19 protein-coding genes are annotated in these 17,127 nt (G+C 54.1%); 10 read left to right on the top strand and 9 right to left on the bottom strand.

Going from position 1 to position 17,127, the window contains the following annotated elements; all coding sequences use genetic code 11:
* Positions 1-58: 58 nt before the first annotated feature.
* The 3 genes from luxS to ACMHXI_RS17745 form a co-directional block, all read right to left on the bottom strand.
* Positions 59-568 carry an S-ribosylhomocysteine lyase gene (luxS, locus tag ACMHXI_RS17755; RefSeq protein ID WP_025011876.1) on the bottom strand — a complete coding sequence of 170 codons (510 nt, stop codon included), beginning with the start codon at positions 566-568 and terminating at the stop codon, positions 59-61.
* Positions 569-692: 124 nt separating this feature from the next.
* Positions 693-992: a BolA family protein gene (locus ACMHXI_RS17750; protein ID WP_413735657.1), complete on the bottom strand. Its 300-nt coding sequence runs from the start codon at positions 990-992 to the stop codon at positions 693-695.
* 75 nt (positions 993-1,067) lie between these two features.
* Complete coding sequence (locus tag ACMHXI_RS17745; protein WP_144380332.1) at positions 1,068-1,730, bottom strand: alpha-ketoglutarate-dependent dioxygenase AlkB family protein; 663 nt, start codon at positions 1,728-1,730, stop codon at positions 1,068-1,070.
* A 151-nt stretch (positions 1,731-1,881) separates the two neighbouring features.
* On the opposite strand from ACMHXI_RS17745, the gene ACMHXI_RS17740 reads away from it, so the two are divergent.
* Positions 1,882-3,012 carry a methyltransferase gene (locus ACMHXI_RS17740; RefSeq protein WP_025887783.1) on the top strand — a complete coding sequence of 377 codons (1,131 nt, stop codon included), beginning with the start codon at positions 1,882-1,884 and terminating at the stop codon, positions 3,010-3,012.
* A 106-nt stretch (positions 3,013-3,118) separates the two neighbouring features.
* Here the strand turns inward: ACMHXI_RS17740 and ACMHXI_RS17735 are convergent, their stop codons facing one another.
* Positions 3,119-3,961, bottom strand: a complete 843-nt coding sequence (locus ACMHXI_RS17735; RefSeq protein ID WP_219159870.1) for a choice-of-anchor H family protein — start codon at positions 3,959-3,961, stop codon at positions 3,119-3,121.
* 516 nt (positions 3,962-4,477) lie between these two features.
* Here ACMHXI_RS17735 and ACMHXI_RS17730 point away from each other — a divergent pair.
* The 4 genes from ACMHXI_RS17730 (at position 4,478) to ACMHXI_RS17715 (ending at position 9,018) form a co-directional block, all read left to right on the top strand.
* A complete protein-coding gene (locus ACMHXI_RS17730; protein ID WP_025011880.1) occupies positions 4,478-4,816 on the top strand; it encodes a PepSY domain-containing protein in 339 nt (112 codons plus the stop codon).
* 13 nt (positions 4,817-4,829) lie between these two features.
* Positions 4,830-5,519 (top strand): response regulator transcription factor, encoded by a 690-nt coding sequence (locus ACMHXI_RS17725; RefSeq protein ID WP_413735654.1) that lies wholly within the window; start codon positions 4,830-4,832, stop codon positions 5,517-5,519.
* On the top strand, positions 5,519-6,868 hold the full coding sequence (locus ACMHXI_RS17720; protein WP_413735652.1) for an ATP-binding protein: 1,350 nt from the start codon (positions 5,519-5,521) through the stop codon (positions 6,866-6,868). Before ACMHXI_RS17725 ends, ACMHXI_RS17720 begins: the two co-directional genes overlap by 1 nt.
* 767 nt (positions 6,869-7,635) lie before the next feature.
* Entirely contained in the window at positions 7,636-9,018 is a 1,383-nt protein-coding gene (locus tag ACMHXI_RS17715) for a DUF3300 domain-containing protein (RefSeq protein ID WP_413735650.1), read from the top strand.
* 141 nt (positions 9,019-9,159) lie between these two features.
* Here the strand turns inward: ACMHXI_RS17715 and grxB are convergent, their stop codons facing one another.
* The 4 genes from grxB to ACMHXI_RS17695 all read right to left on the bottom strand — a co-directional run bounded on the left by grxB (position 9,160) and on the right by ACMHXI_RS17695 (position 12,525).
* Positions 9,160-9,810 (bottom strand): glutaredoxin 2, encoded by a 651-nt coding sequence (gene grxB / locus ACMHXI_RS17710; RefSeq protein ID WP_413735648.1) that lies wholly within the window; start codon positions 9,808-9,810, stop codon positions 9,160-9,162.
* Positions 9,810-10,730: a sterol desaturase family protein gene (locus tag ACMHXI_RS17705; RefSeq protein WP_052248094.1), complete on the bottom strand. Its 921-nt coding sequence runs from the start codon at positions 10,728-10,730 to the stop codon at positions 9,810-9,812. Before ACMHXI_RS17705 ends, grxB begins: the two co-directional genes overlap by 1 nt.
* Positions 10,731-10,751: 21 nt before the next feature.
* Positions 10,752-11,813 (bottom strand): DUF2804 domain-containing protein, encoded by a 1,062-nt coding sequence (locus ACMHXI_RS17700; RefSeq protein ID WP_345849289.1) that lies wholly within the window; start codon positions 11,811-11,813, stop codon positions 10,752-10,754.
* Between the two features lie 127 nt (positions 11,814-11,940).
* Entirely contained in the window at positions 11,941-12,525 is a 585-nt protein-coding gene (locus ACMHXI_RS17695) for a porin family protein (protein WP_413735646.1), read from the bottom strand.
* Positions 12,526-12,687: 162 nt separating this feature from the next.
* Between ACMHXI_RS17695 and ACMHXI_RS17690 the strand changes: the two genes are divergently transcribed.
* The 4 genes from ACMHXI_RS17690 to ACMHXI_RS17675 all read left to right on the top strand — a co-directional run bounded on the left by ACMHXI_RS17690 (position 12,688) and on the right by ACMHXI_RS17675 (position 16,139).
* Positions 12,688-13,254: a YajG family lipoprotein gene (locus ACMHXI_RS17690; protein WP_025889928.1), complete on the top strand. Its 567-nt coding sequence runs from the start codon at positions 12,688-12,690 to the stop codon at positions 13,252-13,254.
* A 65-nt stretch (positions 13,255-13,319) separates the two neighbouring features.
* On the top strand, positions 13,320-13,904 hold the full coding sequence (locus tag ACMHXI_RS17685; protein ID WP_123116771.1) for a peptidylprolyl isomerase: 585 nt from the start codon (positions 13,320-13,322) through the stop codon (positions 13,902-13,904).
* Positions 13,905-13,971: 67 nt separating this feature from the next.
* On the top strand, positions 13,972-14,292 hold the full coding sequence (locus ACMHXI_RS17680; RefSeq protein ID WP_025011704.1) for a hypothetical protein: 321 nt from the start codon (positions 13,972-13,974) through the stop codon (positions 14,290-14,292).
* 161 nt (positions 14,293-14,453) lie between these two features.
* Positions 14,454-16,139, top strand: a complete 1,686-nt coding sequence (locus ACMHXI_RS17675; protein WP_413735643.1) for an MFS transporter — start codon at positions 14,454-14,456, stop codon at positions 16,137-16,139.
* Here ACMHXI_RS17675 and ACMHXI_RS17670 read toward each other — a convergent pair.
* Positions 16,136-16,621, bottom strand: a complete 486-nt coding sequence (locus ACMHXI_RS17670) for a YajQ family cyclic di-GMP-binding protein (protein WP_028779730.1) — start codon at positions 16,619-16,621, stop codon at positions 16,136-16,138. The two genes, ACMHXI_RS17675 and ACMHXI_RS17670, sit on opposite strands and share 4 nt — an antisense overlap.
* Before the next feature lie 172 nt (positions 16,622-16,793).
* Here ACMHXI_RS17670 and ACMHXI_RS17665 point away from each other — a divergent pair, with 172 nt between their 5' ends.
* Positions 16,794-17,126 carry a VanZ family protein gene (locus ACMHXI_RS17665; protein WP_210736175.1) on the top strand — a complete coding sequence of 111 codons (333 nt, stop codon included), beginning with the start codon at positions 16,794-16,796 and terminating at the stop codon, positions 17,124-17,126.
* Position 17,127 lies beyond the last annotated feature (1 nt).

Here is a 17,127-nt window from a genome sequence, read left to right as displayed (position 1 = left end):
AAAAAGCGACTTGAGTAAATATCAAGCCGCTTGATTGAGCGAGGTAAGCCGGACGGGATTAGAGCTGCTTCAGCAGTTCCTCACTCAACTTGAGATCGTCGTTGCGGTTAACGCTGACACCGGCGGCAATAATATTGCGGGCAATATCCTGCGCCTGCTCCAGAGAATGCATCTGATAGGTACCACACTGGTATTCGTTCAGCTCAGGAATAGCCTTTTGATCTTGTACCTTGAGCACATCTTCCATGGCTGCCAACCAAGCATCGGCAACCCGGCCTTCTGCCGGTGTCCCGATAAGGCTCATATAAAAGCCGGTGCGGCAACCCATGGGTGAAATATCTATGATCTCCACTCCGTCACCATTGAGGTGATCGCGCATAAAGCCGGCAAACAGGTGTTCCAGAGTATGAATGCCACGCTCGCTGAGAATATCCTTGTTGGGCGCGCAAAAACGCAGGTCAAATACCGTAATGGTATCGCCCTTTGGTGTGCTCATGGTCTTGGCCACCCGCACTGCCGGTGCCTCCATCTTGGTATGGTCCACGGTAAAGCTGTCTAACAATGGCATGGGTATTCTCCCTTGGATGGCAAGCTGGCTTGCACAGTTAAATGGTTTCGCGTCTCAAAGCGCTATTATTACAGCGCCAAAACACAAATGCAGCCCCTGGAGGCGGTTTATCAAGCCAGGACTTTTAACCACGGCACTTGGGCGACTCAGGCACGGCGCTTTGAGCATCCCATTCGGCCTGAGTATAAGTATGCATGGACAGCGCGTGCACGCCATTGGCCAGTTCTTCCGCCAATGCTTGGGCCACTTCTCTATGGCGAGCCAGCAGACGCTTGCCATCAAAGGCTTCACTGATAATGATCACCTTGAAGTGCGTCTCTGAATTAGGCGGCACATGGTGATTGTGGCTCTCGTTGATGACTTCTATATGACTCGGCGTCAGGGCGAGGCGCAACTTCTGCTCTATGGTCTGGGCAACGGACATGGTAAAACCTGATATAAGCTGTTGGGATTGGCGGCAGGTTACTGCGTCGGCGAACAAAGATCAATCCGACAATTTTCAACCACCAGGAAGATGAAAACCCGGTTTGAGCCGCCGATAGGTGAGATTAAGCCTGGGCTCTGTGAGTTTCAGCCTTCTTGGCAATGCATGTTGCCACTCCTGCTGCATCGGCCAGCACATCAACAAGAGATCGCCCGAGTTAAGCCTCAGCCGCAGCTTCTCGCCGCTTTGCTTGTGTCTCAAATCAAAATCGCGCCCGGCGCCCAGACTGATTGAAGCGATATCAGCCCCCTCAGCCAGCTCAGGTTCATCGTCGCTGTGCCAACCCATGGCGTCGCGGCCATCGGCATAACGGTTTACCAGCACGCCGTTGCTGCCAAGCTGCCAATCCCGATCCAGCTTTTGCCTTAGCCGTAACAGATATTTGGGCCAGGGAAGCGCCCTGACCAATAACCCTGAGTAGCGATAATCACAGCCGTGATCGCCAAACCACACCTGAGTACGGGGAATGGCGTGACGCTTGCCGAATATCTCAAGCTCGGGGCGAGTCAGGGGATAATGCTCCGCCTCACGCCAAATGGCATCCTGCTGGGCTGGATTGAGATAACCGCGCACCAGCAACATAGGCGGCTGCTCAAACCGCTGCACGCCTGTCGCCGACTCATCAGATGACCCAGGCTCAAGCGCAAACAAGGACTGCTGTATCTCTTTTGAACTCATATTTGAACTTCATGGCATTGTTTCTCTGTGGCTTATTGCCCGGCTTAAGCCTTCTTTATTACATAATGACCAAGGCAGATTTTCGCAAATATCGCCTTGAGCGCCAGTATTTGCGATAATCCGCGCAAATTCGTCCTTTAAGCCCAGTTATATGACCAGCCAGTTCTCAGCCGCTGATATTCAGCTCACTCTGCACCGCTATCCCGAAGAGCAGGAATCCAACCTCCAGGCCTGGGATGCCGCCGATGAACACCTGCTCAAACAGCTCGCCGAGGAAGAGGCGCCTCAATCTGTGCTTATTATCAACGACAGCTTTGGAGCCCTGCTGTGCGCCATTCGCCAAGGTTACCCAGATGCAAAGGTTCACTGGAGCTCGGATGCCCGCACCTCCCACCTTGGCGCTCGACAGAATCTTGAGAAAAACCATCTCAGCACTGCCGACATTCACTGGCTAAACAGTCGGGAAATACCTGCTTGTGTACCCGATACCATATTGCTGAAGCTGCCCAAGAACCTCAACTTTTTTGCCTGGCAGCTGACCCTGCTGGCCAATATGCTTCCCGCCGGTACCCGGGTATTGATTGGCGCCAAGGCCAAATCCATCAATCAAGCCTTGTTGGCCCTGATTGGCAAACATCTGGGCCAGGCCAGCGCCAGTCTGGCATGGAAAAAGACCCGGGTGATTACCGCCTTCGCCGATGGCCAGGCACGCGAATTGCCTGCCCCCAGCGAGTGGCCCCTTGGCGAATTCGGCCTCAATATCTGTAATCTCAGCAATGTATTTGCCGCCGGCAAACTGGATATCGGCGCCCGTTTAATGTTGGCCAACCTCCCCGAAGGTGAGTTTAGCTCTGTGGTGGACCTGGGCTGCGGCAATGGCGTTTTGGGGCTGGCGGCGGCCAAGCGTTATCCCGAGGCGAGCATTCACTTTGTCGATGACTCAGAGATGGCCGTGGAAAGTGCCCGGCTCAACTGGCAGGGCAATGGCTTTGAAGCCGAACGCGGCCACTTCTATTGGGACGACTGTCTGAGTCATTTGAGCGCCGGCGTCGCACCGGATCTGGTGCTCTGTAACCCGCCGTTTCATCAGGGAGAGGCCATCACAGATCATATTGCCTGGCAGATGTTCCTCGATGCCAGACGGCGTCTGGTGAACGGCGGCATACTGCATGTGGTCGGCAACCGTCACCTGGGCTACCACATCAAGCTCAAGCGCCTGTTCGGCAACTGCAAGACCATAGCCTCCAATGGTAAGTTTGTGATCCTGCAAGCCTCTAAATAAAAGGCCAACAGGAGTAAACCTTGTTGACCCATTCCGGCCCCCGTTGGGAACCCGGAAAGAAGCAGGCCGGGGGAGACCCCGGCCTGTGTAGTTAAATTTTGTGATTTCAGGGGGCAACTCGGCCGCGTCTGTAACGCAAGCCGCCAAGCAGTACCAGACTTACGAGCGCCACCACTGACAGGCTGCCGCCGGCATCGACTATCACGGTCGCGCCATCATCTCTGTCCCATTCGCGACTTTCCAGCGGCAAGGCATATAGGCTATTGCTTTCATAAGAACTTATGGTCGCCACTATGTCACTGTAGCCGGGTTCATAGAGATCGATCAGCACATCATAGTGATCGCTGGGATAGCCGCTCTCCAACGTGGTGAGCACTTCAAAGTCATCCTGGGTACTGTCTCCCTGAATGTAGAACACCTCAGTGCTGTAGTAATGCTCCCAGTCACCGCCGTTGCGGCTTAGATAAAGCTCGGCATAAACCGGCACAGACTCGGCCGGATCATTGCCGTAAACATCGGCATCGAAGCGCACCGCAAAGCTGCGATAAAAGCCATCAGAGTCATAATCGTCATAAAGGTAGCTGGCCGCCTCATAAAAGCTGAACTCATGATAATAGCTGTGGGCCGCCATGGAAACCATCCGCTGCGGCGCGGCTTGGCTCTCGGGCAGTTTCTGTTTCTTGGCAATCATCTGCTCGCGGGTCATGCGCTCACCGGAAACTTGAGCTCCGGTAGATTGCCACTCCAGCTGCAGTTGCTTGAGCAACTGCCTGTGTTGTGCCGCCCGTAGCTCGGCGCCTGAGCTATCCTGTTCATCGCTTGGTTGCTGCGCTTTTTGGCCGATTGAGGCTTGTCCGCCGACAGGCTCCTTGGCATAGGCTGCAGGCGCCCCCCAAAACAGAGCCAAAAACAGCAACAGGCTAAATACAGTGTAAGATAATAATTTCATAGTGCTTCTCCACAGGGCGCTTCTTGCGCTTATCCGGGTTATTTGACTTAGGGAAGGTGCGAACAAGTCCCATGTGTGCTCTGCGTCGGCTTACAGGCCTGGATGCAAGGCGTGGTTCGCAGCAAATGGCCCTAGTCCTTTGCAAGAAGCACAACATAGCAGGCAGGTCTGTAAGCCACGCCCTTCGGGGCTTTCACAGCAACCGGCTCTCTGCGTTATCCGACTTCGACAGGCCCCGGCATGCCTTCAGTCAGATGCCTTGAACGCCAATTGCTGTGCAAGCCAGAGTGCCACGAGGACTTATTCGCACCTTCCTTAGCATTATTAAAAGTCAGCCTGGGTGAACATGAGATGAACGGTTTCTGTCAGCCGATGTTCATCTTGGAAGGAGTACAACTGACCGGGCCAGAGCGAAAACCGGGGGTAAGACAGATAGAGAGTGAAGACCCGGCTGGCTATTTCATCCACCGCGGGGATCTTTTACACTGGGCCAAGTGTTTCCAAAAGGGCAAAACCATGAAAAGGGGCAGTAAAATCAAGCATCAAGCTTATCACTCAAGCGGAATTATCGCGGCAAGCATGCTATTGCTGTCGCTGGCTTTCGCTCAGCCCCTGCATGCCGGCCCCTTTGCCAAGCCGGAACGAACGACTCAGGGCCAGGAGGCCAAGCTGAAAGTCCGCAGCGGCGATGAAGCCGCCAGACTGGTGAAGCAGGCTTATGGCGGTAAGGTACTCAGGGTGCAGTCTGTGAAGGTCAACGGCAACCCGGGTTATCGGGTCAAACTGCTGCAGGACAGCGGCCGAATTGTCTATGTCTCTGTGGATGCCCGCAGCGGCCGCCTGCAGGCAAACTGACAGGAAACAGCTTATGCGACTGTTATTGGTAGAAGATAATGCCGCCTTACAGGCCAACTTAAAACAACATCTGCAAGAGACAGGTTTCAATCTGGATACGGCGTCAGACGGCGAAGAAGGCCTGTTTCTGGCGGCGGAATATCCCTATGATGCCGCCATTATCGATATCGGCCTGCCCAAACTCAGCGGCATAGCACTGATTGAACAGATGCGTGCCAAGGGACTGGATTACCCTGTGCTGCTCCTCACCGCCAGAGATGGCTGGCAAGACAAGGTGGAAGGCCTGGATGCCGGCGGTGATGACTACCTCACCAAACCCTTCCACCCCATGGAGCTCACCGCCAGGATCAAGGCTTTAATCCGCCGCAGCGCCGGTAAGGCCAGCCCCTTGCTGCAAAGTGGCCCTGTCACCCTGAATACCAGCAGCGGTGAAGTACGACTCGGCAAACACAGCGTCAGCCTAAGCGCCTCCGAATACAAATTGCTCGAGTATCTGATGCTGCATCAGGGCGAAGTCACTTCCAAGAGTCTGCTTATCGAGCACATCTATGATCAGGACTTTGATCTGGACTCCAATGTGATTGAGGTATTTATTCGCCGTTTGCGCAAAAAGCTGGATCCCGAGGGCACGCTTGGGCTTATTGAAACCCTGCGTGGTCAGGGGTATCGCCTCAACGCGCTTCCTGTCAGAGATAACCCCTGATGAAACCCTTGCCAGCAAGGCTTTTGCCCGGTTCACTCAAGGGCCGGCTGGTGATCAGCGCCCTGCTGTTGAATCTGGTACTCTTGCCGCTTATCGGCGTGACCCTGAGCGATGCCTTTCGTGCCCAATTGACCCACGCGGTAAAAGATGAACTCAGCGCCGCCCTTTATGGAGTATTGGCATTGGCAGAAGTGGAACAGGGCGAACTGGTTCTGCCGGATCAATTACAGGACAAACAGTTCAACATAGATCAATCCGGGCTCTACGCCCTGGTCAGCAGCCAAGGCAAACTGGTATGGCATTCGCCTTCCTTTATCGGTATGCCGCCTCCGGGCAAGCTTCCAAGCCCACCACTCGGAGAAGGCCGCTTTGGCGAAATGCTTCTCCTGGGCAAGCCTCACTTCAGTTACAGCTTCAGCGCCAGCTTTGCCTCGGCATCGGATAACGGCCGGGATATTCCCTTTACCGTACACATCATCAAAGATCAGACCGGCTTTGAGCAAACCCAAGGCGCCTTCAGCCGCCAGCTCTGGCAATACCTGGGACTATTGATGCTGTTCCTGTTACTGGTACAAGGTGGCTGGCTCTGGTGGACACTCAAACCACTGGCGCGCTTTCGCGCCGAGCTCGAAGCGGTTGAGCAAGGCAAACGGCAACATCTCGGCAGCGACTATCCCAAGGAGCTGCAACAGGTCGCGACCCAGCTCAATGCCCTGATAAGCAACGAGCAGCGCCAACGCCAACGTTATCGCAACGCCCTGTCGGATCTGGCCCATAGCCTGAAAACGCCGCTGGCGGTACTGCAAAGCCTCAAGTCTTTGCCGAGCGATGCCCAAGAGCCCATCAGCCAAATTAACGCCAGCATAGGGCACCAGTTGAAGCGAGCCCAAAGTGCCGGCAGCGGCGCTTGGCACCAAGGGGTGAACAGCAAAATCGTGGCCGACAAACTGCTGCGAACCCTTGGCAAGATTTATGCGGACAAGGTACTGGAGTTTGAGGCTGACCTGACAACAAATGCCCTGTTTTACGGTGATGAAGCCGACCTGGCCGAACTCCTCGGCAATCTATTGGATAACGCCTGCAAGGCAGCAAACAGCAAGGTCGCCCTCAAAACCTGGGTTAGCGAAAAAGGGCTGAACCTCTGCATCGAAGACGATGGCCCGGGCATTACAGAGCAGCAGAAAACCCAGCTGTTCGAGCGCGGTGTCAGAGCCGATAACTACCAACAAGGCCATGGCATAGGACTGGCGATAGTCAAAGATCTGCTGCAGAGCTACCAAGGCCAGTGGCAAATAGATCAATCTCCTCTGGGCGGCGCCCGCTTCACTCTGTTTTTACCCAGAAGTTGAGATTGGGAAATAGTACATTCATTCCCCATCCTTACCGATTTCAAACAAGGCTAATCTTGCCAAATGGCGATAATGCCCCCCTTGATGTGCCAACAAGCACAGCCCAAGTTTCCGGCAATGGATGTTTCAGCCTGCCGCAGGGATGGGCACGAAGCCCGAATGCAGTGAAGAACAGGATGTCCGAGAACTGCCCTTTCGCACAGGCTCCCCTGTGACATGGCGAGAGTTGCGCAGCAACATGCTTTCGAGGGCGAACCAGGGATGGTGAGCTGGCCGTTGTGCATGAATGCATTTGTTCCACGACGTTAGGCCACTGGCACAGTGGCTAGCATTGCTTCAAGCCAAAACTCACCAATGAACTTGATCCTAGCGGCTAGCTAAGTTGTGGCCAATCACCTGCGGTGCGGATAGGCAGGAAGCCTGAATGCAGTGAAGGACAGGACGTCCGAGAACTGCCTTTCGCACAGGCGATCCTGTGACACGGCGTGAATACGTCCATGTAGCCTCGACGAAAACGTCCCTGTTTTCAACGGCCACAGTTCCGCCTGTGTCTGGAAATAGGCGTACTACTGTCATTTCAAAAGACTGAGTTCCACTACCCACTTCCCCCAGGCAGCGGCTTGGAGATCATTTAGCCATCCAAAAGCCTTCAGCTTATGTTCATCAAAGGCCACTTATTCTGAAACCACTGATGGGGAATTGCATCGCAAGGCCTCAGTTAGCTCACTTGCCAGGCTGGTAACCATACCGGCCTAAAGGAGGCAACCATGAACAAGCTGAAAATCTGGCTGCAGCACAGTGTACTTATTCTGTGTCTGTTTGGCCTGCCAACTACGGCGCTGCAGGCCGCCGAATCCGGCAGTGATATCCGGGAGCCCGAGCTGATGCAGCTGCTCTCCCCTATCGCTCTCTATCCGGACACCTTGTTGACCCATATGCTGATCGCCTCAACCTATCCACTGGAACTGGTGCAGGCCCAGCGCTGGCGCAAACAGCGCAGCCATTGGAGCAATGAACGCCTGATGGCCGAAGCCGAGAACCAGGATTGGGATCCCAGTGTGATGGCGCTTATCGCCTTTCCGGAAGTGTTGAACAAGATGAGCACAGATCTGGACTGGACCGCCCGTTTGGGCGAAGCCTTTATCGCCGATGAAGGTCGGGTGATGGATGGGATTCAAACCCTGAGGCAAGCCGCTTGGGATGCCGATTCATTAAATGATCTGGGTAACCTCAACGCCAGACGCGACGAACGTCAGATAGTGATAGCACCGACCCGCACCGAGGTGATCTATGTCCCTTACTACGACAGTCGCCGTGTCTATGGTCACTGGCACTGGAGCAGCTATCCGCCTATCTATTGGGACCCTTTCCCCGGATATGTGCGCTACCACTCCAGTCCGTTTTACTGGCGCAGTGCCGGGGTCAGCATTTCATTTAACTTCTTCTTCAGCGCCTTTCATTGGCATGACAGAGTGATCTGGGTCGATTATCGCCACAAACACTATAATCACTACCGGCCAAGACTGGCCTATAGCCAGGGAGCCCAGCGCTGGAGCCATAACCCGCACCACAGACGGGGCGCCCATTATCGTCATCCGGCGCTGCAACAACGCTACAATAAGGCGGTATACAACAAGCCGCACAAGCGTTATGAATCCCAGGCCCGCAGCTTCAACCACAGCCAGAGGCTGCATCAGGACAGAAACAAGCAACAAAAGCAGTTGCAGCATGAGCTAAAGCAGCGCAGGGAACACAATAGCCGTGAATGGCGCGCCGGTGACAAGAGGGAAAAGATGCATAAGGGCGAGCCACAAAAAGTTCGCCAACTGTCACAGCAGCCGTCATATAGGAGTGCCAATAGCAGTGCCAACGCCGCCGACAAAACGATGCGGGTTAAACATCAGGCCAGAGACAGACAGTTGCAACAGGCCTCAAACCAGCACACTAACACTACTTATAGACAAGCTGAAAAGCGCCGGCAACAGGCAGATAAACAACATCAGCCACAGAGACGCTATCAGCCTCAGAGTCAATCGAAGGTGCAGCATCAGCAGCGAGCTCAGCCACGGCGCCATCAGGCGGAGCGACGCCAGCCCAGCCGCGCTCAGGAGCACAGACAACGTGCAGTGCATCAACAAAGAGAGCGCTGAACAAAGAGAGGTTTGAAAAAGCTGAGTTGAAAAAGCCGGCTTAAAAGTAGCACTTGCCCTAAAGTGAAAACGAATGAAAAAGACAGGTCCAGCACTGGCCTGTCTTTCTTGCGTGTAGTTATCTGGCTCAGATAAAGCCGCTCAGACGGCTTTGTCGTCGTACAAGTCGATTTGAGTCAGCGCCGCCACCTCTTCGATATAGGCACGCACTCTGGCCGGGAATACCAGCCCCTTGACCATGGTCAGATTTCTCAGGCCGGGGAACAGGTTGATATCATCAATAGTCAACTTATTGCCCCGCTCCGACGGCAATTGCAGCCAGTCGAGCTGCGGCCAACACTTAGCCAGCCCCTCAAGATAATCGGCCGTTTGCGCAAGCGCTTGCTCGAAAGACATCTCTATCATGGCGCTCTTGTTTTGGGTAAACCAGGCAATCGCCTCTTGGCTGCCAAATTCGGGCAGACCGAGCAACACACTGCGGGGATAGAGCAAGCGACTGCTGAAATAACCGGATGCCTCCTGCCATTGGCTGACCGCATCGGCCTGGCTGGCAAGGGTAATGACTGGCTTACCATCCAGATTATCCAGATAGCTGACGATATCCAGGCTCTCGGCCATGAAGCTGCCATCGGCTTTTTGTAAAATGGGCACCATATTAGCGCCGACCATAGCTATTCTGGACTCCACATCATGGTTTTGCAGATAGACCCGCTCCACCGGCAACGCCTTAAGCCCCACCAGCATCATAGCCTTGACGCAATAGGGACAATGGTCAAACACAAAAAGCTTCATCAGTACTCCTTAGCTTCCTTGGAACTGTCAGGGCCATCAGCATATCCTCCGAGGCCGGAGCTGGGCAACTCCTGACTGGCCGGCGGCGCAAACAGCAAACGCCAACGCTGCCTGAAACTAAGCCCGGGGCGGCTCACTTCCGCCAACATATCGCGCCATTCGGCAAAGGTGACTGTCACAGGATTAAAGCTGTTCACCGGCTTGGTAATACCATAGCGCACGGTTTCCCGCTCCGGCTCAAAGCTGCCGAATAATCTATCCCAAATGATCAACACCCCGGCGTAGTTCTTATCTATGTACTGAGGATTGCGGCCATGGTGCACCCTGTGGTGGGACGGCGTGTTGAATATCCACTCCAAGGGCCCAAGACGTTTGATGGCCTGGGTATGGACAAAAAATTGCAGGCCCAGATTAAGCAGCACCACAAATACCACCCAGTTGGGGTCGAAACCTATGATCACCAAGGGCAGCCAAAACAGCCACATGCCCGCCAATGGGTACATCAGGCTCTGACGAAAGGCGGTGGAAAAATTCATGTTTTCCGAGCTGTGGTGCACTACATGGGCGGCCCACATCCAGCGGCATCTGTGGCTGGCCCGGTGGAACCAGTAATAGCAAAAGTCCTGCCCCAGCATCAGCAGTAGAAAGGTCCAGCCATTCATCTCAATGTCGAACAAACGCCAGCCGAATAACCACAAATACAGTTTGGCCAGCAGTAACCCTGTGAGAATATCGGCGCCCTGGTGCATGCCTGCCAGCACAAAGTTACAGAAAACCTCCGCCGGTCGATAGCGGGCATTCTCAGGCAAACGTCTGAGGCGGTCACCGAAAAACCATTCCAATGCCATGCAGATGAAGAACAGCGGCGCCAATACCAGCAGCAGCCATTCAGGGTGGGAAATAAGTAAATTGAAATCCATTTTTATTCCTTTTATTCCAGCTCACCACTTGGCAAAGTGATCTTCTGTCAGGCCGCTCTGCTGCACCAGCTCATGGCGCTTGCCCCGGGAGTCTTTGACCCAACCGGAAAACAGCCCGGTATACTGGCGAAAATTGCTTTTAAGCAACCCCAGGTTGAGCCTTTCGCTGCGGCACCCCAAGGGCGAAAATGCCAACTCCAGGTCGCCGCGCTCAGACCAAACTCGCCATTGGCCGCCGGATGCTGCCCTGCGGTCAAACTCAAAATGCACCGGCGACAGCAAATGCCTGGCACCATCGACCCAGAGCACGTTTTCACAAGAGCCGGTCTCGTTGACTCCGGCCGCCAGATTTAGCCCCAACCCCTTACCCTCAATATCGGCATTGATAGAGGCCCAGCGCCAACTGGTTTCCCGGCGCATAAAGCCTGCGGAAAAGTCATAACCGGCTCTGGCCTGCAGCAACGGCTGGGGTTCATGATTGAAGGACAACTGGCCGGAGACCTTGAGGGCATTGTGTTTCTGGGTATAGGTCCAACCGCTGTAACCGGTTGGACTGCAAAGCGCCATCGGCAAGCTGAGCGGTTCGGGAACCAAGGTCAGCTCCCCCTCAAGTTGCATTCCCTGTAGTTTAAGATCCAGACTCAGTTGCCATTGTCCCTGCTCACGCCGAAAGTGAATGCCTCCCATACGGCTCTCCCCCTGCCATGGCGAACGGCTCAGGTTAAAACCAGCGGGTGGCCGCAGAAGGTTCTGCTGGTACATGCGACGACTCTGCACATCAAACAGATAACAGAAACCACTGCCAAGATAGGCGATATCCGCCAGGGCAACGCCCAGCATCCATCTGGGACTGTTAAGGCCAATAAACTCAAACTGCTTATAACTGCAACGCTGTTTCAGGCGTGAAACCCTGCGGTCCATCTCATTGAACAGCTGAAAGTCTGCCAATCCCAGGCTTTTCGGCGGCCCGTCGAAATGACCAAACAGAGGCCGGCCGTGCACATCTATCAAAGAGTCAGGAGCCGCCTGGGTTGCAACCCCGGATTGAGTCGTCGGCAAAGGCCCGGATTTCAATTCCAACATATTCCCAACAGGTGTTTTTAGAGCAATAACTTGACTCTACCCTGTCGCCGTCGGAGATTGAAGTCTTGAATGTTACAAAAATGAAAAAACCCCGCTATACGGGGTTTTATCCGGTTTACTGTGTCATTCAGAAACGGTAACTGAGGCCGACGAATACCCCTTGATAGTCGAAGTTATCCGTCTTCAGATACACGTATTCAGTATTGATACCCAGATTGTTGCGGAAACGATATTCCCAACCGGCTGCCGCATGCAGGCCATTTTCAGTGTCATTGAAGCCGGCGCCGTCTTTGGTATATTGATATTCGAGTTTAACCCTGGCAGCACCCAGCTTGGCATAGAAGCTGTTGCGCTCGGTAAAGCCCCAGCGGCCATAAAGGGACACTCTCGCCGCCTCGAAGCTATCCATCTGCAACTCGGTAATGCCGGAGGTAAAGGCATGGACTATACCGGCGTCGGACCAAAGGTAACCCGCTTCAACACCCCAGTTTGGCGTGAAATGATAGCGATAATAAAGCTCTGTGCCCCAGCTGTCTGAGCTGTCGTTGTCTTCGGCGTTACCGGCATCGGGATTGAAGCGGCTGATGTCATCATCATTCTGCACTCCAAGGCCTATACTGCCCCCGATAACATGTTTGCCTTCTGCGGCGCCGGCGGCCAGTACTATCAAGGTCGGCATCACCAGTGCAACTGCCAATATAACGTACTTCATACGATTCCCCCATGATTTATAAGTGTTTTACGCGCGGATATTGCGCTTCGCTGTCTGAACCCTGACTGAACCAGAGTCGGTTATCTGCCATTGTCAGATGCTGGAAGCCAGACTCAAATCTGGTTATCCTGATGCCACCTTTTTTTACAGCTTCGGATTTTTATGAAACGGCTTGCTACCTTGATGCTGGGGTCGGCGCTGCTCTTTGGCTGCGCCAGTCATACCCCCAACTTTATTGCCCTGAGCCCTGAACTGCCTGCGGTCACGCCACAGACCTCGCTGGAGCCTGCTCTGGCGCTGCAAACCCTGGATACCCGCACCGCCAACTTTATTGTGCGATTCAATGAAGATGGCAAAGCCGCACGTCTGGTCAGCCCGGCCGAACCACCCAGGGCCCAATTGGATCAACTGTTCCGTCAAGGTTTTGCCAAGGCCGGATACCGAATCGATCCCGCCAGTGGGAAAGAGGTACAGTTGCAGCTGATTGAATTGCTCACAGATGTGGATGAATCCAGCTTCGGCTTTGAAGCCAAAACCAATGTCAGCATCAATCTGCTGGCGAAAAACAGCAGCCATACCCTGACCAAGCGTTATAAGGCCAAGGGGCTGCTCAAGGGGCCTTTCAGTGCCGACTTCGCCTCACTGGAACTGGACATGAATAAGCTGATCACCCAGTTGAGCGGCGAAATACTCAACGACCCCGAGCTGCACAGCTTTTTGCAGCAGTAATTTATTGGACCGGTCTGTGACTCACTGGCAGGCCCGTCTGCAACACTATGATAAGGAATCTGGTCATGAGCCGATGGATACTCGCAGCCGTATTGATGCTGACCAGTCAGCTGACGCTGGCATTGGATATACAAAAAGACAATCTCTACCCCCAAGTGGAATTTGATACCAGCATGGGCAAAATCGTTGTTGAGCTGGATCGCACCCGGGCGCCCATCACTGTGGACAACTTTCTCACCTATGTGGTGCGCGGTGACTACAACAACACATTGTTTCATCGCATTATTGCCGATTTCGTGGTTCAGGGCGGCGGCCTCAGCCCCAAGTATGAAGAACTGCCTTCAGACAAGCCGATAGTCAATGAGTCGGGCAACGGCCTATCCAACAGCCTAGGCACTATAGCCATGGCCAGAGAGAATGACCCCCATTCGGCCACCCGCCAGTTTTACTTCAATGTTGCCGACAACAAAAAGCTCGACCCATCCTCCAGGCGCTGGGGCTATGCCGTATTCGGTGAAGTCAGCCAGGGGCTTGAAGTTCTGCAGAATATGGCGCTGGTAGAGACAGGCACCAACAGCACCTTGGGTTGGCCTGATGTGCCGGTGACCCAGGTTTTGTTGAAGAAAGCCACACTTCTGCCCAGAAATTAACCCCAGGCCCGGTTCAGTATCAAAAAGCTGTCTATACTGAACCTGGCAAACATAAGGAGGCGATCTGATGACCCCGGAAGAGTTCATCGATGTGAAAGCGCCCCAACTGGCTCATTACGGCAAAGCATTCTTGAGCGACAAGCTGGAATTTAATGAAGTCAGATTGTATCTGTGGGATACCCTGGAAGAATGGCATCAGCTGAACTTGCAGGGGGAAGCGCAAACGGATGTCGAACGCGTATTTTGGCACTTGTTGTACGCCTTCGATAAATGGCCCGATTGGGTATTGCGCGGTAACCAGTTTTTGCGCCAGCAACTGGACGACTGCTGTGAATACCTGTTCGGTGGTGGCCCCATACCCGAAGGCTGTATCGGCGTCAGGCCCTGAGACAGACGTTAATCTACCCCGCCCGGGTGACACTTTAATGACACGGGCGACCAATCCCCGGCTTTGCCGGGGATTTTTTATTGGGCAAACACCCAAGCACGCCTTGAAGTCGCAGGCGCGGGCTTTTACTCTAAGGCCTTTGACTCTCACCAAGCCGTGCCATGCCTCAATCTTTTTTTGCCAGCACCCGAGACGCCCTGAGTATCTATTTCCACAAGCGGGTACTCATCTTATTGCTGCTCGGTTTTTCCGCCGGCCTGCCGCTGATGCTGGTATTTTCCACCCTGTCTTTCTGGCTCAGGGAAGCCGGGGTAGACAGGGCCGCCATCGGCTATTTCAGCTGGGTGGCCTTGATCTATGCCTTTAAGTGGGCCTGGTCCCCCCTGGTCGATCGCATGCCCCTGCCTTTGTTCAGCCAACTCTTTGGCCGCCGCCGCGGCTGGATGCTGTTCTCCCAGCTATTACTGATAGCCGCCATTTTGGGAATGTCCGGCAGTGACCCTATGGAAGATCTCACCCATCTGGCACTCTTTGCGCTGATGGTGGCCTTTTCCTCCGCCACCCAGGACATAGTGGTCGATGCCTTTCGTATCGAGTCGGCGCCGGAAAAAATGCAGGCGGCACTGGCCGCCGCCTATCAGGTGGGCTATCGCAGCGCGATGATCATAGCCACGGCAGGCTCATTGACTATCGCCGCCTGGGTTTCTCCCGAGCCGGAAAGCTATGATCTCCAGAGCTGGCAAACCGCCTATCTGGTAATGGCAGGCCTCATGGGCATAGGCATACTGGCGACACTTTTTGCCAAAGAGCCGGCGGTGGATATCAGCTCTATAGGGGAAGAGGAAGCGAGCCTCAGAGACAGGCTCAGGGCCAACCTGGCACCCAGACTCTCGGTCTGGGCCGCACCAACCAACCTGTTTATCCTGCGCCATGGCAAGTTACTGCTCCTGCTGCTGGGGCTTTATTTCTGTTTTAGCCTGGCTGAGCCTTTCACCCAGGTACTGCAATCCTACTTTCCAAGTCAGGCCTTGAATACAGATGCAGTCACTCTGGCATCTATGGGACTCATTCTGCTGCTCTGGTTGCTGATCTTCGGCGTCAAAAGTAAAGACAGGGCAATTCAAGAGCAGGAAGCCAAGCAGCTGACCCAGGCCGGCACAGATAGGATGGCCGCCTTTATCTCCTGGCTTTACAGTGCCGTGGCCCTGCCCTTTATCGATTTCTTTCGCCGCTACGGCAAGAGCGCGATTCTGATCCTTATGCTGATATCCTGCTACCGGATCTCGGATATCGTCATGGGGATCATGGCCAATGTTTTCTATGTGGATATGGGCTTCAGCAAGGAAGAGGTTGCCACCCTGAGCAAGGTCTATGGTCTGATCATGACCCTGGTGGGCTCGGCATTCGGCGGGGTGTTGTTGGCACGCTTCGGCACCATAAAAATCCTCTATGTCGGCGCCTTCCTGGTAGCCACCACCAATCTGTTGTTCGCCCTGCAGGCCATGGTGGGCTACAACGTGCCGCTGTTGACCCTGGCGATTTCGGTGGACAACTTCAGCGGCGGTATCGCCACAGCGGCCTTTATCGCCTACCTTTCCAGCCTCACCAGCAGTGGCTACAGTGCCACTCAGTATGCGCTGCTGTCTTCGGTGATGTTACTGTTTCCCAAGTTTATTGCCGGCTTCTCCGGCGCCTGGGTCAACGCCTTTGGCTATGTGAATTTCTTTGTCAGCGCCAGCATCATAGGCTTGCCCGTGCTGCTGCTGATTTGGCTGGTGCAAAAAAACAGCCCGCCGAAGCGGGCCGATACTGCTCAAGATACGCTCAAGTCGCAGATTAACGACTAGTCGCGGAAGTTATTGAACTGGAACGGCTGGCCCAGCTCGGCATTGCGGGCCAGCGCCATTACGGCCTGCAAGTCGTCACGCTTCTTGCCTGTGACCCGTACCGAGTCGCCCTGGATTTGCGCCTGCACCTTAATCTTGCTGTCTTTGATCTGTTTTACCAGCTTCTTGGCCACATCGGCCTCTATGCCTTGTTTGAACTTGACCTTCAAAGAAAACATCTTGCCGCTGTGAATCGCCTTCTCATCCACTTCCATCGCCTTGGGATCCACATTACGACGGCTCAGTTGGGTTCTTAAAATATCCACCATCTGATTACACTGAAAGTCAGACTCTGCCGACAGGGTCACTACAAAGTCTTTATACTCCACCGCAAATTCCACCCCGCGGAAATCGAAGCGGGTATCCAATTCACGTTTGCTGTTATCCACTGCGTTACGCAGTTCAACGGCATCTACTTCTGACACTATATCGAATGAGGGCATTTCGTCGCCTTTTACTTATCAGTCAAACCAATAGCGCCAGTCTACCCTAAGTTGAAGCAGAGCTGAATAAATCCACGTCTGCTGATGACAGCCAGGCTTTATTTTGACTATGATGTTCGCCAAGCTTTCCAACCCTGCGTGATTTGTGATTAACCGACAGTTGCTGTTTAAAATGGCTTTGTTGATTGCCCTGGCGGTGATCAGCTACCTGGTTTTTTCCAAGCCTAACTATCCACAGAGCATCCCTAATCTGGATAAAGTGGGTCATATAGGTAGTTTCTTTGCCCTCGCCTGGCTGACCTACCTGGCGTTCCGCCCCCGCTGGTACTTGATGTTTGCTACCCTGGCCGGCTACGGCATTCTGATAGAGATGGTGCAATCCCGTCTGCCCTACCGCAGCGCAGATGTGGCCGACTTTGTCGCCGATATGGCCGGAGTCGTACTCTTCTACTTCTCACTCTGGGGCTATCGCAGATATTTTCGCGCCGCCATGTTGAGGGAGTAAC

Origin of the sequence: Shewanella sp. BJSY2023SW005, from assembly GCF_047314585.1 — a bacterium.
In the GTDB taxonomy this organism is placed as follows: Bacteria; Pseudomonadota; Gammaproteobacteria; order Enterobacterales; family Shewanellaceae; genus Shewanella; species Shewanella algae.
Note: the sequence above shows the minus strand (reverse complement) of the source record. Positions and strands in the feature narration are given on the sequence as shown.

Bases quoted from the DNA above. Each gene is read 5' to 3' on its own strand.
- ACMHXI_RS17720 (WP_413735652.1), top strand. From the start codon at position 5,519: ATGAAACCCTTGCCAGCAAGGCTTTTGCCCGGTTCACTCAAGGGCCGG.
- ACMHXI_RS17665 (WP_210736175.1), top strand. From the start codon at position 16,794: ATGGCTTTGTTGATTGCCCTGGCGGTGATCAGCTACCTGGTTTTTTCC.
- ACMHXI_RS17745 (WP_144380332.1), bottom strand. From the start codon at position 1,730: ATGAGTTCAAAAGAGATACAGCAGTCCTTGTTTGCGCTTGAGCCTGGG.
- ACMHXI_RS17695 (WP_413735646.1), bottom strand. From the start codon at position 12,525: ATGAAGTACGTTATATTGGCAGTTGCACTGGTGATGCCGACCTTGATA.
- grxB (WP_413735648.1), bottom strand. From the start codon at position 9,810: ATGAAGCTTTTTGTGTTTGACCATTGTCCCTATTGCGTCAAGGCTATG.
- ACMHXI_RS17670 (WP_028779730.1), bottom strand. From the start codon at position 16,621: ATGCCCTCATTCGATATAGTGTCAGAAGTAGATGCCGTTGAACTGCGT.
- ACMHXI_RS17685 (WP_123116771.1), top strand. From the start codon at position 13,320: ATGAGCCGATGGATACTCGCAGCCGTATTGATGCTGACCAGTCAGCTG.
- ACMHXI_RS17725 (WP_413735654.1), top strand. From the start codon at position 4,830: ATGCGACTGTTATTGGTAGAAGATAATGCCGCCTTACAGGCCAACTTA.
- ACMHXI_RS17750 (WP_413735657.1), bottom strand. From the start codon at position 992: ATGTCCGTTGCCCAGACCATAGAGCAGAAGTTGCGCCTCGCCCTGACG.
- ACMHXI_RS17705 (WP_052248094.1), bottom strand. From the start codon at position 10,730: ATGGATTTCAATTTACTTATTTCCCACCCTGAATGGCTGCTGCTGGTA.
- ACMHXI_RS17690 (WP_025889928.1), top strand. From the start codon at position 12,688: ATGAAACGGCTTGCTACCTTGATGCTGGGGTCGGCGCTGCTCTTTGGC.
- ACMHXI_RS17680 (WP_025011704.1), top strand. From the start codon at position 13,972: ATGACCCCGGAAGAGTTCATCGATGTGAAAGCGCCCCAACTGGCTCAT.
- ACMHXI_RS17700 (WP_345849289.1), bottom strand. From the start codon at position 11,813: ATGTTGGAATTGAAATCCGGGCCTTTGCCGACGACTCAATCCGGGGTT.
- luxS (WP_025011876.1), bottom strand. From the start codon at position 568: ATGCCATTGTTAGACAGCTTTACCGTGGACCATACCAAGATGGAGGCA.
- ACMHXI_RS17675 (WP_413735643.1), top strand. From the start codon at position 14,454: ATGCCTCAATCTTTTTTTGCCAGCACCCGAGACGCCCTGAGTATCTAT.
- ACMHXI_RS17730 (WP_025011880.1), top strand. From the start codon at position 4,478: ATGAAAAGGGGCAGTAAAATCAAGCATCAAGCTTATCACTCAAGCGGA.
- ACMHXI_RS17715 (WP_413735650.1), top strand. From the start codon at position 7,636: ATGAACAAGCTGAAAATCTGGCTGCAGCACAGTGTACTTATTCTGTGT.
- ACMHXI_RS17735 (WP_219159870.1), bottom strand. From the start codon at position 3,961: ATGAAATTATTATCTTACACTGTATTTAGCCTGTTGCTGTTTTTGGCT.
- ACMHXI_RS17740 (WP_025887783.1), top strand. From the start codon at position 1,882: ATGACCAGCCAGTTCTCAGCCGCTGATATTCAGCTCACTCTGCACCGC.